The organism is Psychrobacter sp., assembly GCF_041554015.1.
Taxonomy (GTDB): Bacteria; Pseudomonadota; Gammaproteobacteria; order Pseudomonadales; family Moraxellaceae; genus Psychrobacter.
Genome location: NZ_JBFFMS010000002.1, coordinates 150,675 through 165,644, shown reverse-complemented (window position 1 = coordinate 165,644; position 14,970 = coordinate 150,675). Strand labels below are relative to the sequence as shown.

12 protein-coding genes are annotated in these 14,970 nt (G+C 43.0%); 7 read left to right on the top strand and 5 right to left on the bottom strand.

The features are described from left to right. Positions 1-221 precede the first annotated feature (221 nt). Positions 222-1,088 carry a shikimate dehydrogenase gene (gene aroE / locus ABYU67_RS01705; RefSeq protein WP_372843270.1) on the top strand — a complete coding sequence of 289 codons (867 nt, stop codon included), beginning with the start codon at positions 222-224 and terminating at the stop codon, positions 1,086-1,088. Positions 1,089-1,150: 62 nt separating this feature from the next. On the opposite strand, the gene ABYU67_RS01700 is transcribed toward aroE, so the two are convergent. After that, positions 1,151-2,278, bottom strand: a complete 1,128-nt coding sequence (locus ABYU67_RS01700; RefSeq protein ID WP_372843269.1) for an FUSC family protein — start codon at positions 2,276-2,278, stop codon at positions 1,151-1,153. A 407-nt stretch (positions 2,279-2,685) separates the two neighbouring features. On the opposite strand from ABYU67_RS01700, the gene ABYU67_RS01695 reads away from it, so the two are divergent. Together ABYU67_RS01695 and ABYU67_RS01690 are read left to right on the top strand one after the other, a co-directional pair. Beyond that, entirely contained in the window at positions 2,686-4,506 is a 1,821-nt protein-coding gene (locus tag ABYU67_RS01695) for an acyl-CoA dehydrogenase C-terminal domain-containing protein (RefSeq protein ID WP_372843268.1), read from the top strand. Between the two features lie 149 nt (positions 4,507-4,655). Next, positions 4,656-5,132 carry a hypothetical protein gene (locus tag ABYU67_RS01690; protein WP_372843267.1) on the top strand — a complete coding sequence of 159 codons (477 nt, stop codon included), beginning with the start codon at positions 4,656-4,658 and terminating at the stop codon, positions 5,130-5,132. 101 nt (positions 5,133-5,233) lie between these two features. Here the strand turns inward: ABYU67_RS01690 and ABYU67_RS01685 are convergent, their stop codons facing one another. Together ABYU67_RS01685 and ybaK are read right to left on the bottom strand one after the other, a co-directional pair. After that, a complete protein-coding gene (locus tag ABYU67_RS01685; protein WP_372843266.1) occupies positions 5,234-5,605 on the bottom strand; it encodes a 5-carboxymethyl-2-hydroxymuconate Delta-isomerase in 372 nt (123 codons plus the stop codon). Positions 5,606-5,686: 81 nt separating this feature from the next. Then, a complete protein-coding gene (ybaK, locus tag ABYU67_RS01680) occupies positions 5,687-6,175 on the bottom strand; it encodes a Cys-tRNA(Pro) deacylase (RefSeq protein ID WP_372843265.1) in 489 nt (162 codons plus the stop codon). Positions 6,176-6,565: 390 nt separating this feature from the next. On the opposite strand from ybaK, the gene plsB reads away from it, so the two are divergent. Beyond that, positions 6,566-9,346, top strand: a complete 2,781-nt coding sequence (gene plsB / locus ABYU67_RS01675; protein ID WP_372843264.1) for a glycerol-3-phosphate 1-O-acyltransferase PlsB — start codon at positions 6,566-6,568, stop codon at positions 9,344-9,346. A 111-nt stretch (positions 9,347-9,457) separates the two neighbouring features. Here the strand turns inward: plsB and ettA are convergent, their stop codons facing one another. Continuing rightward, the gene (ettA, locus tag ABYU67_RS01670; RefSeq protein WP_372843263.1) at positions 9,458-11,119 is read right to left on the bottom strand and encodes an energy-dependent translational throttle protein EttA; all 1,662 of its coding nucleotides are present in this window, start codon (positions 11,117-11,119) and stop codon (positions 9,458-9,460) included. A 489-nt stretch (positions 11,120-11,608) separates the two neighbouring features. Here ettA and ABYU67_RS01665 point away from each other — a divergent pair, with 489 nt between their 5' ends. Further along, entirely contained in the window at positions 11,609-11,917 is a 309-nt protein-coding gene (locus ABYU67_RS01665) for a GNAT family N-acetyltransferase (protein WP_372843262.1), read from the top strand. A 290-nt stretch (positions 11,918-12,207) separates the two neighbouring features. Further along, positions 12,208-12,501, top strand: coding sequence for a 4a-hydroxytetrahydrobiopterin dehydratase (locus ABYU67_RS01660; RefSeq protein WP_181209387.1), 294 nt, complete (start codon positions 12,208-12,210; stop codon positions 12,499-12,501). Positions 12,502-12,662: 161 nt separating this feature from the next. Here the strand turns inward: ABYU67_RS01660 and ABYU67_RS01655 are convergent, their stop codons facing one another. After that, positions 12,663-12,818, bottom strand: a complete 156-nt coding sequence (locus tag ABYU67_RS01655) for a DUF1328 domain-containing protein (protein WP_011512513.1) — start codon at positions 12,816-12,818, stop codon at positions 12,663-12,665. 460 nt (positions 12,819-13,278) lie between these two features. Between ABYU67_RS01655 and ABYU67_RS01650 the strand changes: the two genes are divergently transcribed. Continuing rightward, entirely contained in the window at positions 13,279-14,577 is a 1,299-nt protein-coding gene (locus ABYU67_RS01650) for a trans-acting enoyl reductase family protein (RefSeq protein ID WP_372843261.1), read from the top strand. Positions 14,578-14,970 lie beyond the last annotated feature (393 nt).

Genomic DNA, 14,970 nt, shown 5'->3' with positions numbered 1-14,970 from the left:
CCCAACTGCTTAACGCTTGACCACCCTTTACCTTACGCATAACACTCGCAGAGAGTACAGATTTGTTAAAATGCTAACCTCATAAAAACTGACGCTGACTCAGCGACTTATAGCTATTGCCATAGGTTTGTCAAACGGTGCGTTATCCCTTATGATAACTACGCTTTGATACCCTTATTCCGTCATTCTGACCTATGTTCTATACCGCCAGTGGAGCTTTTATGACCCAGCACTTTATTGTTATTGGTAATCCGATTGCCCACAGCAAATCTCCTGAAATCCATACGTTATTTGGCGCGCAAGCGGGACTGGATATCTGTTATCAGCGCCAGTATTGTCCTGATAATGTGGCAAGTTTTACGGCTGTGGTAGAAGCGTTTTTTCACGGTGGTGGCATCGGTGCTAATGTGACCGTGCCCTTTAAGCAAATCGCTTATGATTGCTGCGTGGCACGTGGTGGCTTATCTGAACATGCCAAAGTCGCGGGTGCGGTCAATACTTTGTTGTTAGATAAAGCACTATTGGCAAAAGGCGTAGCGCCAGTAGCGGCGCTCTGTGGCGACAATACTGATGGTCAAGGCTTAGTCAATCATATCCAGCGCTTAGGCTGGCCTTTACAGGGTGCGCGCGTGGCACTCATTGGCGCAGGCGGCGCAGCGCGCGGGGTGGTATTACCGCTGATAGAGGCTGGTATTGAAACATTGACTATCGCCAATCGCACATTAAGTAAGGCTGCAATGTTAGTCGACGAACTTAGCAGCGCCAGCGAAAAGATAAATCAACATGCGATTCAGACCTATGCGACGGCTGATCTAAGTGGCGACTTTGATATCATCCTCAATGCCACATCCATCGGGCTATCAGGTGAAACCTTACCATTAGCCGATACGCTAAACTGCCAATACGCTTACGATATGATGTATGGACGTGAACTGCCATTTTTACAGCATTTCGCCGCTCATGGCGCGCAGATATCAGATGGTTATGGCATGCTTATCGGACAAGCGGCATTAAGTTTTGAGCGTTGGACAGGACACGCTATTGACGTTGGGCAAGCGACTGCAGCATTAGAAAATCTATCAACCTAACAAACGCCGTATAAGTACCACTACTTCCTAGCTAAATAATCAAAACAATCGACGCTTTTATATTAGCCAAAGCGTGCCAGCAGCCGTTTTTCTATACGGCGCAGGGGTACGCGCAGGTTCGTTGAATGCATGACAACCCCGCCGCCAAGACCCACCATACAACCAAGCAGCGTGTCCAATAGGCGCGCATGGGTCACTTCTTGATAAACCGCTGAGCTAAGCGGCAAGCCACTGCCATATTCTGCAATAAATATCGTTAGCGGGGTGATAAATATAACGGCCAGCCCATAATGACGATCTACCAAGGACTCAATACAAAGCATCATAATCAATATCGAAAGAGCAATACCCCATATCGATAGACCCCAAGATAGCATCCAACTCGCCAGAACCGCCCCTACCAACGTCCCTAGCAAACGATGTATTTGTTTAATCCACATCGTCCGTAAGTGGATACCCTGAATGATCAAGAAGCAACTGACCGCTGCCCAGTACGGATTAGACATATTTAGCATCAAGGGAATCAACAGCGCCAAACTGACAAAGCCGGCGACAATAATACTCTCACTAATGGTATCAGGACCATAACTATAAGTTGGTGTCGGCGTAGCAGGACGCGTCGCCAATAAAAACAGCGAATACAGCAGCCCCATAATAAAGGCAAAACCACTGCCCAGCATCACAAGCCCAGTGGCTGACATGATTTTCTCTATAGGCAGCGGTATGAATAATGCTAGCGCCCCTGCCATCATCACAAATAAACCAGCTGGCGGCGGCTGGCGATAATAACGTCCAAACAGAACCACACCAAAGGCTATCAGCATAAATACGGGCAGCCTAAGAATAGGCACTTGCTGTGCCGCCAAGCCAAACGCAAAGCATAACGGCATGGCAAAGCCCCATGCCATCAACGTCACTAAACGATAAGGCAGCTTACCTATCAAGGGTAAATTCAAGATGACCATTGCTCCCAAAGACGCCTTGATACCTGATGGCAAAGCATCAAAGTAAGCGCCCACAAATACGGGGAAACTAATGGTTGTGGCAGCGATAATGGGCATATGCCACGGTCTATTGCTGCGATTGACGGTGAGCAAATGAGCAAGCTCCCCCTCTAGCAAAAACTTGATGCGAGTTAACAGTATTGTCAGCCAAGACACCCGCTTTGTCTTGGACTTTGATGGGGTCATACAAGGCCTTCCTTATATCGTACATACATTTAACTAAGTGGCTTAGCTATCGCTTTAATCCTACCCTTATCTCTATAATTAATAATTACTTAGCAGGACATTAGATAAAAAAGCATATTGACACAATAATTACTTAATGTTGTAATTACACTAATAAACTATGAATATTAGTTATTGGTTATATATTTGTCGCTATATAAGATTTATACTGCATCTAGGTATAACGACTGTTTTTTATCAAGGATAACTTCACAGTTTTCAAAGTAGTCAAGATAGACTTAACAGATTGACCCAGCGTCTCAAGATATCCTCTATTTTTATTGCAAATAATTAAAATCGTTTCCGTAAACTCTGGCTTAAAAACTAAGTCAACCGTCTATGACAGCGAACAACTAAAGAGAACGACTATGTTAACTTACAAAGCACCTTTACGTGATATCAAGTTTTTAATTAATGATGTATTTGACTACCAAACGCATTATAAAGATTTGGATAATGGCGAAAACGCCGATCCTGAAACGGTTGATATGATCCTGCAAGGGATGGCAGATTTTGCCGAGAACGTCTTGGCCCCTTTATATCAGCCAGCAGATGCTGAAGGTTGTCATTTTGAGAATGGTGTGGTCACAACCCCTAAAGGCTTTAAAGAAGCTTATGACCAGTTTGTAGAAGGCGGCTGGCAAGGTATTTCTTACCCTGAAGAATACGGCGGTATGAACTTGCCGACCTCATTGAACCTTATCAAGGCTGAGATGATCGGTACAGCTAACTGGCCATGGGCAATGTATCCTGGTCTATCAACCGGTTGTATCAATACCATCATGCAGTACGGTACCGATGAGCAAAAAGAAACCTACTTGCATAAACTGGTCGAAGGCACTTGGGCGGGCACTATGTGTCTAACTGAGCCACAATGCGGTACAGATTTGGGTCAGGTAAAATCAAAAGCTATCCCACAAGACGACGGCAGCTATAAGCTGAGTGGCACTAAGATTTTCATCTCAAGTGGTGAGCATGACTTGACTGAAAACATTATCCATATCGTTTTAGCACGTTTGCCAAATGCACCAGAAGGCACCCGCGGTATCTCATTGTTTATCGTACCGAAATTTTTGCCAAATAACGACGGTGAAATTGGTGAGCGCAATGGCGTCTCTTGTGGTTCTATCGAACACAAAATGGGCATCAGCTCATCGGCTACTTGTGTCCTAAACTTTGATGATGCCGTTGGTTACTTAATTGGTGAGCCGAATAAAGGTCTAAAAGCCATGTTCACCTTTATGAACACGGCCCGTATCGGTACTGGTATCCAAGGCTTGGCGCACACTGAACTGTCATTCCAAAACGCCCTACCCTATGCCAAAGATCGTCGCTCAATGCGTACGCTATCAGGTACCAAAGATCCTGAAAAAGTTGCGGATGCGATCATTCATCATGCGGACGTACGCCGTATGCTATTGACCCAAAAAGCCTTTGCTGAAGGCGGTCGCTCGATGATTTATCATTCAGCGCGCTACGCGGACAAAATGGCGCAAGGTATCATCAACGGCAATGATGAAGAGTTTGAGAAATGGGATGATAAGCTGGGTTTTTATACGCCAATCCTAAAAGGCTTCTTAACTGAGCTTGGTATTGAAGCGGCTAAACACGGTCAGCAGGTCTATGGCGGTCATGGTTATATCAAAGAATGGGGCATGGAGCTGATCGCTCGTGATGCTCGTATCGCCACCATGTATGAAGGTACGACTGGTATTCAAGCATTGGATCTATTGGGCCGTAAAGTGATCTTGCAATCTAAGGGTAAAATCATTCGTGATTATACTTCAAGCATCATGAAATGGTGTGGCGAGTATGCCTTAGATAAAGACATGCGTAAGTTTGTTTGGGCATTGACCAAACTATGTGCTGAGTGGAACACTCTGACAGTACGCTTGATGCTCATGGCACGTAAAGACCGTGAAATCATCTCAGCGGCATCTGATGATTTCTTGATGTACTCAGGCTACGTGATGATGGGCTACCACTGGGCACGTATGGCAGCGGTGGCTTATAATAAGCTTGAAAATGGTGGTACAGAATCACCAGAGTTCTACAAAGCCAAAATTCAAACCGCTGAATTTTACTTTGATAAGCTGTTACCCCGTACCTCAGGACATGCCGAAAGTATGGTTGCCCCAAGCAGCAGCATGACAGATATGGACATTGATAACTTTGCTTTCTTAGACTAAGTTTTTTAGACTAAGAAAGCATCATAATTAACAAAAAAGCGCCTATTCATTAGGCGCTTTTTTATGTTTAACTAAAAGTTAGAGAATACACTGGAACCAGTGCTAGCAAATAATAGACAGCTGATAAACCATAATTTAATAAGGAAGCAATGATGTTGTCAATTAATAACCAAACCACATCAAGTGCACGAGCACTAAAAATGCTATTAGTGAGTGCTGCATTAAGCAGCATGAGCGCCAATAGCGCGCTGGCTAAAACTAGCGACACCCCCATTCATTTTGCTAAAGGCGCTATTAGTAGTGTTGTTACTGGTCAATTAAATCCTAAAGAAGAGGCGCGTTGGTATCGTTTCAATGCCGCCGCTGCGCAATATGTCATCATTAATATTGCGCCAGTTGCTGGCACGCCTGAAACCGCCAATGTCGGCGTCCTATACATGCCAAATGGCACGCAAGATGGCACCAAAGGCGGGATTATTTACCAAGGCTGCTTACCAGCAACTGGCGAATATCGCTTACGTGTTGCCCGCAATTTGATGGCGACTCAGGGTAAAACCGCTGGTTATAAGGCTGAGGTAGTGGTACTACCCAAATTTGCCAGTAAATCATTATGCGAAAATAAATAGCTTGTAAGTAACTCTTATAATAAGCAACTCTTATAATAAGTGAACCTTATAATAAGTGAACCTTATAATAAGTGAATCTTATAATAAGTTGAGGCTCACGTTTAGCTTAGCATTTTCTTATGATAAATCGCGCTGATTTCTTCTACTTCGACACAGATTTGGATGTCAGCGCGTCCTGATTGCTCTGCGCCCAGCGTTTGCTCTATGGTAGTGACCAATTGCTCAGCGAGCTGATTACGGATGTTTATATCACGGCCACTCATGATTTTTAGATGAGCATAAATAAAACCATTAACCTGCTCATCATCTTCAACGCCTACTAAAAACGTTTCGACAGGAATAATACGGGCTTTGATATCTGTTGTTTTACCAAAGTGTCCGCTATCCCACAGCACCTTATTCAAAGCTTTAAGAAAGGATTCTTCATGAGCAATACTGACATTGGGCGTCACTTGGAGGGTTAAATGCGGCATGGTTATATCCTTATATAATGGGCGTAAAAAATAATAAGCGAATGGCTTTATAGGTAAAATATATCTGCCAGTCAGCCGCTTTTAGTCATCGACAATAGAGGCAAAGCGCGCCGTCAGTGTCGTTGCCAATTGCGCAGGCGGCAGTTCAATCTCTAGACCACGGCGACCACCGCTCACATAGATGGTTGACTGTATTTGCGCTGACTCATCTATCACCGTTGGCAAGCGTTTTTTTTGTCCCAATGGACTCACGCCGCCTAGCACATAGCCGCTACTACGCTCGACCTGTTTAGGGTCTGCCATTTGAACTTTTTTACAGGCCAGCATTTTATTGGCAGCGAGGGCCTTCGCCATTTTTTTAAGGTTTAAGGTTTTATCCACGGGCAAGATGGCAACGGCGAGCGCCTCGGTATCGGTTAATACGACCAAGGTTTTAAAAACTTGTGCCACATTAACGCCGAGCTTTTCGGCCGCCTCTAACCCAAATGAGGCAGCGCTACTGTCATGAGTATACTCGTGTAATCGATAATCAAGGCCGCATTGTTTGGCAAGATTGATAGCTGGCGTCATAAGGTTCTCACTGAATTGAGTGACGTTAATGAGTAAGCAAAAATGTAAGATATAGTCGATTCCAAATAAAATAGATACGCCATACTGTAACGCAGAACTGGTATAAATTTTTCTGGCTTGCTGTGCCTACGCCGACAGAGGCTGCGTAAAATTTATCCCAGTCCCGCTGTATCGTTTTAATACTGAACTCACTATAGTATATCCTGTACAAAACTATTATCACCCTAAATACCTTAGCTTTCAAATCACTGGGTAATATATGCCGTACCTATCTTACTGAATAGTAACCAGTCATGATGAATATTGGTAGTATCTACAGACACGATATATCGCTTTGATGGCTTTTATGGCATTATAAGGGCAATATTTTGACTAATTTTGATACCGATTATGATACCGAAGTTCCTAAAAAAACGGATTTTTAAAGCACCAGTGGCTAGACCAGCTACTGAACCGTTAGACACGCCAAAAATTGATGGTGGCCCAGTTTTACCGACGCCTTATGCTAATGCACCCATTAATCAATTGTACCGTAAAATCTCGGGACAGATGCTAGATGTGGCGGTAAAACCCAAACTGTTGGGTGAGTTGCCTGAGTTTGATCAAGATGACCAGACGTTACGGTTTTATGTGCTGCAAGATTATTCGCGCTCTAACAGTATTTTGATTGACCTGCAAACGCAAGAACATAAGTTACCGCCAGCCTTGGTGGGGGTAAATGACAGCGCCCATAATATAAAAGAAAATGCTGCCATTATATTTTTACATCATCCCCACGCCAAAGAAAACCAACTATCGCCGCGCCTATCTCGTCTGGTCTCCGCCGTTTTGCAGTATCCTGAATTAAAAGTGCGCTTGGTACCGGTATCTATCCTTTGGGGACGCGCGCCTGAAAAAGAGGATTCTTTATTCAAACTGCTCACAGCGGATAACTGGCAAGATCCTAGCATCACAAAGCAATTATTCAATATCGGTGTGATGGGGCGCGATACATTTATACAGTTCCACCCACCGCAGGATTTACGTACCCTCATTGATGAGAGCCTTAAAGGCGATGAAGAGCCTACGGATTTAAATGCCGCTATCTTTGAATCTACCAGTCTTGATATCGATGTCGATGATGCTACAGATACCCTTACAAAACCTGTAGTCGATGCGACACCTCACTATACGGTAGTGGCAGCGGCTGATGGCAATCGTGAGCTTGTGCGCTCATTACAGCAGCAGCTCAATACTTATTTAGACAAACAGCGCGCCAGTATGCTCGGTCCTGATTTATCTGATCGACGTAACTTAGTAGATAAGCTGGTTTACTCGCCTGCTATCAAGCATGCAATAGAAGCAGAAGCGGCGGCAACCGGTACTAGCCCTCGTGAAGCGCGCCTGCTTGCCAAGAGTTATGCTAATGAGATGGTCAATGATTACTCACATGCCATTATCCGCGGTTTCTATAAGTTTTTAACTTGGTTGTGGACGCAGTTATATGATGGCGTCGAAGTGCATCATTTCGAGCGTGTACGTGAGCTGGCAGCAGATTATGAGTTGGTCTATGTACCTTGCCATCGCAGTCATGTCGACTACCTCTTACTGTCTTATGTGATCTATAAACGTGGCTTGAGCATTCCTTATGTCGCTGCGGGTGACAATTTAGATGTGCCAGTTTTAGGCCCGATACTACGCGGGGCAGTGGCTTTTTATATCCGCCGTAGCTTCCGTGGTAACGCGCTTTATACGGCAGTTTTACGTGAGTATATGCACACGCTTATTACTCGTAATACACCGATTGAATACTTTATTGAAGGCGGTCGCTCACGCTCAGGACGTTTATTGCCACCAAAAATGGGTATGCTGGCAATGACAGTACATAGCCAGTTGCGTCAAAGCAATAAGCCCGTGGTCTTTATTCCGACTTATATCGGTTATGAGCGCATCATGGAAGGCGGCACCTATGTTGGTGAGCTAAAAGGTAAGCCAAAAGAGTCTGAGTCTTTACTTGGACTGCTCAAAGTCGGTCGCAAGATTGAGCGTATCTTTGGCAATGTACACCTAAGTTTTGGTACGCCCCTACATTTAACCGATTTTATGACCAAATTTGATGTAGCGGAAAACAGCTTGCCTGCTGATCGCACCGATACGCCATTCGATGATAAAGCTACTGCTATGGTTGATAATATCGGCGTCAAAGTCATGCAGCATATCAATAAAGCAGCGGTAGTCACTCCAGTGTCCTTATTGTCGCTGGTGTTACTATCTGCACCAAAATCGGCGCTCGATGAAGACATTTGCCGTGAGCAAATCGCCCTTTATCAAGGTCTTGCGCAGCAGCTACCGTATTCAAGTGATACGGTCATTACCGATATGTCACCGCAGCAAATTATAGATTACGGTATTAAGCTTAAGCTTATCGAGCGTATCCCTCATATATTGGGCGATATTATCCAGATTGCAGGCAAGCAAGCAGCATTACTGAGTTATTTCCGTAATAATATTTTGCATGTTTTTATTCTGTTGTCTTTTTTAGCTGCTTTAGTGGCACGTAATGGCCGTATCGAACGCAGTCGTCTAGACAATATCGCCATGCAGCTCTATCCATTTTTGCAAAGCGAGCTGTTTTTATACTACCCCGCGCATGGCTTGGCTGATACCCTGAACAAAAAAGTTGATAGCCTTATTACTCACGGTCTGATTGTAGAGTTGGGTGATGGTATGCTTAGTGTACCTGAAGCCAATAGCAGGTGTTACCAACAGCTACAAGTGCTCGCCACGCCAGTTGAGCAAAGCCTTGAGCGTTACTTTATGACCCTTGCCCTACTTGCGCAGCAAGGCTCAGGTAACTTGACTGAAAATGAAGTGGTTGATTTATGTCATCTGCTGGGTCAGCGTTTATCAGTGCTATATGCTGATGACATTCCAGACTTCTTTGATCGCGCGTTATTCACCAGTTTCATCGGTGCTTTAACTCGCCTAGATTACCTGCAAAAAGAAGAAGAGACTGGCATTTTAACCTTTGATCAGCGTATTAACGATATTGCTCATCATGCAAAATACGTCCTTAATCCTGACATGATGCAAATTTTGCAGCAAGTTGCCAGTCTTAACGAGGAAGAGATTGCCCACGCTATTACTGAGATCAGCAATAAAAAGCAGCGTAAATTTGGTCGCAAGCGCTGATGAACCATGCTAGGTTATAGTCATAAACACCTTGCTAAAATAATACTCATAAAAAAGACCTCTAAATAATTAGAGGTCTTTTTTTGAATTCCACTATGCTAAACAGCTGTATTAATTGGTAATCTTTTTATACTTGGCGCGCTTAGGACTGGCATCATCACCCATGGTCTTTTTGCGATAAGTTTCAAACTCAGAATAGTTACCATCGAACCACACCGGACCTTCATCTTCAAACGCCAAGATATGGGTTGCGATACGATCCAGGAACCAGCGATCATGCGATACGACCATAACGGTACCCGGGAAGACTTGAATCGCATCTTCTAGTGCACGTAAGGTTTCGATATCCAAATCGTTTGAAGGTTCATCAAGGAGCAATACGTTGGCACCCTGCTTCAATGTCTTAGCTAACTGTAAGCGATTACGCTCACCGCCCGATAATTGACCAACGTGCTTTTGCTGGTCTGAACCTTTAAAGTTAAAGCGACCAATATAAGCGCGGCTTGGGGTGGTATAGTCGCCAACGGTAATGATATCAAGACCGTCAGAGATTTCTTCCCAAACTGTTTTGCTGTCATCTAAGTTGTCACGTACCTGACCAACATAAGCGACTTTGACACTTTCGCCCAAATCAACGGATCCTGTGTCTGGCGTATCACGCTCAGTTATCATGTTAAATAGCGTGGTTTTACCCGCACCATTTGGACCGATGATACCAACGATAGCACCTGCTGGGACGTTAAAGCTAAGGTTTTCATACAGCAGACGATCACCAAACGATTTAGAGATATCGTTGACTTCGATGACTTTATTGCCTAAACGAGGACCCGGTGGAATATAAATCTCAGAGGTCTCGTTACGTTTTTGGAATTCAGTTGAGTTCAATTCTTCAAAACGTTGGACACGAGATTTAGACTTAGCCTGTTGACCTTTTTGGTTCTTACGAATCCACTCAAGCTCTTTTTTCAATGCTTTAGCAAAGGATTCTTCTTGCTTATTTTGCTGCTCTAAGCGGTTGTTCTTTTGCTCAAGCCACTCAGTATAGTTGCCCTCATACGGATAGCCATGGCCACGGTCCAGCTCCAAAATCCACTGCGCAACGTTATCCAAGAAATAACGGTCATGGGTGATGGCAACGATAGTACCGCTATAATTCTGTAAGAATTGCTCTAGCCATGCAACGGACTCAGCGTCCAAATGGTTGGTCGGTTCGTCTAGTAACAGCATATCAGGGCGTGACAATAGCAAGCGGCATAATGCCACGCGGCGTTTTTCACCACCTGAGAGTTTACTGACATCAGCATCCCATGGTGGCAGGCGCAGCGCATCAGCAGCTTTTTCTAGCTGATTGTTCAAGTTGTGCGCATCCCACGATTGGATGATGTCTTCCATCTTGCCTTGTTCTTCAGCAAGCTTATCAAAATCAGCATCAGGCTCTGCATATTCGGCATAGATCGCATCAAGACGAGCAAGCGCATCTAACGCTTCACGCATACCGTCTTCAACGTTACCGCGTACGTCTTTACTGTCATCAAGCTGTGGTTCCTGTGGCAAATAACCAACTTTGGTACCAGCTTGCGCACGCGCCTCACCACTAAATTCAGTATCCACACCCGCCATAATACGTAGCAAGGTTGATTTACCTGAACCATTGATACCTAAGACACCAATTTTGGCACCAGGGAAAAATGATAGGTTGATATTTTTTAAAATTTCACGCTTAGGTGGAACAAGTTTTGACACGTTGTTCATCGTGTAAATATATTGAGCCATTAACACTCCGATAGACTGCATAAAAGAGGCAAACAAGCAGACTTAGCAATACTACTAAGTAAGCTGCACCTCAAAATCAGGGGTATTCATTGACTGTCATTATCGCATTGTGGCGCATACCCTGCAAGCTAACCAGCTGTTTTACCTGTCGTTTTGCTGCTTTTAGCAGATTTTACCCAGAAGCGTGCCGTTTTATAAATAAAAAATGGATGTGAAGTCAGGGTTTCCTTTTAGCAGGTAGTCACAGATACGCTACTTTTCGGCTGAATCTATGATAGTATTTTTACAAATCAGACTCATGTTGTCTGACTTAAATAATGCTATTAACATAGGCCCTATCTACCCTTACGGTAACTATCTAGAAATGCAGAGTAAAAACCTGCACAATAACTAAAATCAAAAATTAAATGCACATCAAAAAAGAAATAAGCCAAAAAATCATAGATTGTGAAAAATCGATGTTCAAATTATTAAAAAAAAGGAGCTTTTATGAGTAATGACACTATGAAAAAAGAAGAGGTAAAACCAAGCATGAATATCGTGCATAATGAGGCCGCAAAGCGTTTTGAAACTTCGATCAATGGTCATACAGGTTATATCAGCTATAAAGAACGTGATGATAAACTGGTCTATGATCATACCATTGTCCCACAGGCGTTAGGTGGTCGCGGGGTCGGCTCAGCATTGGTAAAACATGCATTGGAGTATGCTCAGGAACACAACAAGAAAGTAGTACCGCAGTGCTCGTTTGTTGCTATCTATATTGATAAAAATCCTAAATATAAACATCTATTGTAGTTCAAATATAGTTCAACTCATTAAATAATTAGCTTTGACTACAGATAGCTGTATGGCTTGCACCTTTAACCGTTATATACTCTGATCAATAACGTCGCTGCCCTCCTATTTTTCTGGTATTTTTATTATATTTTTGCCGCAAAATATATAATAAGATAATCAGTGATAGGTGGGTTTTTTATCTTCTAAGATTTTATTAAATGAGTGTTTGCAAGCTCAAGAACTTATCGCAGTCATTACACTAGTGCATAGTGGTTTTTTCATCCATCATAATAATAAAGGATATCGCCATGAGTAGTTTATCTAACCAACAAGTCGATTTGCAGCTAGAAGAGTTACCAGGCTGGCAGCGTGAGGGCAACGCGATCGTAAAAACTTACCACTTTGGCGATTTTGTTGAAGCCATGAGCTTTATGAATCAAGCTGCTTTTCATGCTGAGGCTTTAGAGCACCATCCTGAATGGAGCAATGCCTATAATGTGGTAGAAGTTCGCCTGACTACCGGTGACACTGGTGGCATCACAAGTCATGATGTACGTCTAGCAAAACGCATGGAACATATCGTTCAGCCCAAACGCTTATAGATATCAAGACTTACGCTTGCTACCTGTTAAATACTGCGCCTCACTTAACAGATAGCTATATTTTAGTCACAAAAAAAGACCTCAGAGCATATCTGAGGTCTTTTTTACTAGCCAGTTTTCTAACTGGCTAATGTCTTTATAGGACGAGTATACTTTTCTTATTACATCCGGCGGCTTACAAACGCCACGATGAATAGAATTACAGCTAATGCTAACAAGATATAGGCGAAATTTGCAGACAATCCAGCAACACCACCAAAACCTAAGAAACTTGCTAACAATGCGATTACGGCGAAAATAATGGCCCAACGAAACATAATAACTCTCCTAAAATGATAATTGAAAAATCAAATAATAAGGTTGCTATCGCCAGTGCGACATAGCTATTAGCTATTAGCTAACACCTTACACCACCAATCATCTGGTATTTTGCTTTTTATTTTTTACCGCTTATCGGTTACAGCTTTTAGTGCTTAGGAATATAGATTAGCAATGATTTTCAGTATAAAAGGTTCATTTTGGTAATAATGTCGATAGGTTATGTAAACTTTGTAGCAAATCTTACCGTTTAAAGCTATTTTCAGCACTTATGTGGGGAATCGGTAAATAAACCCTTAAATACGACTAAGTATATGAGAATATTATCCAAAGTATTATCAGCAATCTTATAAATATAATATATGACGCTTTTTTAAACTCAATCTTTAAGCTCAATTGGATATAGTATTTTTTCTTATAACCATCATATGACAAAACACTCAAACAAGGAAAATAACGATGAATACGGACATATCAAAGCATACCAACTCAGCAGGTGCTCACCAAAAATCTAGTAGCGAAAAACGAGCTTATGCGCTGGTTTTATACGGGGCGACCAGCTTTGTTGGGAAAATCACTGCCCACTATCTGGCAGAGTTTTTGTCTACTAACAAGGATGCGAGCGGTAGTGCTGTCACTTGGGCGATAGCCGGTCGTGATGAGGAGAAGCTGAATGAGTTGCAAGCTAACCTTGCAAGCAAGGTCGATATAATCCTTGCCAATAGTGATGATGCAGCAAGCCTTGATACAATGACCGAGCAAACACAAGTTATTATATCAACCGTTGGGCCTTATCTAAAATATGGCGAGCCGCTTATCAAATCGTGTGTTGATAATGGCACAGATTATGTCGATCTGACCGGTGAGGCAATATTTATCAAGGATATGATGGACAAGTATCAAGATGCCGCAAAACAAAGCGGCGCTCGTATTGTCAACTCTTGTGGCTTTGATTCTATCCCATCAGATTTGGGCGTTTATTTTACCCAAAAGCAAGCAGAAGCAAAGTTTGATAGCGCTTGTAATGTGATTCATATGCGTGTGAAAGCAGCAAAAGGCGGATTATCAGGCGGTACTATTGCCTCGATGGCAACCATCTTTGAAGAAGTCGGACAGGATAAATCGCGCCGCAAACAAGTAGCAAACCCTTACTTATTAAATGATGACAAAGATGCACCAAACGTCCGTCAGAGCAATGTCAGTAAACCTGAATACGATAGCGAGCATCAGCGCTGGCTTGCACCTTTTGTGATGGCAAGTATCAATACACGCATTGTGCATCGCAGCAATCAATTGCTTGGCTATGAATATGGTCGCGACTTTAAGTACGACGAAGCCATGTGGATGAAAGATGGCATAAAGGGCAAGCTCACAAGCTATGCGCTAAGTGCAGGCTTGTTTGGTTTTGCCACTGCCATGATGGTTACGCCAAGCCGTGAGTTATTGTCCAAACATGTATTGCCGAAATCAGGCTCAGGACCTTCAAAAGAAGAGCAAGAAAACGGCTACTTTGATATCCGCTTATTCGGGCAAACGACTAGTAATGACAGCATTGTTACCAAGGTAACAGGCGATAAAGATCCAGGTTATGGCAGTACCTCACGTATGTTGGCGCAAGCGGCATTGTGTTTGGCGCAAGATATCAGTAAAGAAGAAGTGAGCGGCGGCTTTTGGACCCCTGCTTCAGCAATGGGTAACGAGTTACTTGCTCGCTTAGAGGAACATGCGGGTTTGAGCTTTGAGGTAATTGACAGCTAATTTATGCCTTTAAGTGCCTTTTTGCGCTATTAACCTATTAACTAGTGGTCAAGTAAAGGCATTTTGGCAGCGAGCTATGGTTTGAATCTAACAATAACACCACAATAGTTGCACGACGTCACTTATCAGTAGCAGTCTGTTAGATTCTTTATGGATGTACTACTGAATGCTCAGTATTTAAATTGCTATTATCGTGCCTAATGTTTATAACGTCTTTTATATTGAGCGTTATTTACTGACCAGAGTTTTTATATCAATCATGATAGTCAGCTATTGATTATCATGATTTTATTTTTTCTATAGATTATATGTTAGTTATTTTAAATATATAGATTCTGCATTCTACATAGATAAGTCCTATATCAGAGCGCATTCGATCAAAATTATCTGTAC

Coding starts and splice junctions, on each gene's coding strand:
- aroE (WP_372843270.1), top strand. CDS start 222: ATGACCCAGCACTTTATTGTTATTGGTAATCCGATTGCCCACAGCAAA.
- ABYU67_RS01700 (WP_372843269.1), bottom strand. CDS start 2,278: ATGACCCCATCAAAGTCCAAGACAAAGCGGGTGTCTTGGCTGACAATA.
- ABYU67_RS01695 (WP_372843268.1), top strand. CDS start 2,686: ATGTTAACTTACAAAGCACCTTTACGTGATATCAAGTTTTTAATTAAT.
- ABYU67_RS01690 (WP_372843267.1), top strand. CDS start 4,656: ATGATGTTGTCAATTAATAACCAAACCACATCAAGTGCACGAGCACTA.
- ABYU67_RS01685 (WP_372843266.1), bottom strand. CDS start 5,605: ATGCCGCATTTAACCCTCCAAGTGACGCCCAATGTCAGTATTGCTCAT.
- ybaK (WP_372843265.1), bottom strand. CDS start 6,175: ATGACGCCAGCTATCAATCTTGCCAAACAATGCGGCCTTGATTATCGA.
- plsB (WP_372843264.1), top strand. CDS start 6,566: ATGATACCGAAGTTCCTAAAAAAACGGATTTTTAAAGCACCAGTGGCT.
- ettA (WP_372843263.1), bottom strand. CDS start 11,119: ATGGCTCAATATATTTACACGATGAACAACGTGTCAAAACTTGTTCCA.
- ABYU67_RS01665 (WP_372843262.1), top strand. CDS start 11,609: ATGAGTAATGACACTATGAAAAAAGAAGAGGTAAAACCAAGCATGAAT.
- ABYU67_RS01660 (WP_181209387.1), top strand. CDS start 12,208: ATGAGTAGTTTATCTAACCAACAAGTCGATTTGCAGCTAGAAGAGTTA.
- ABYU67_RS01655 (WP_011512513.1), bottom strand. CDS start 12,818: ATGTTTCGTTGGGCCATTATTTTCGCCGTAATCGCATTGTTAGCAAGT.
- ABYU67_RS01650 (WP_372843261.1), top strand. CDS start 13,279: ATGAATACGGACATATCAAAGCATACCAACTCAGCAGGTGCTCACCAA.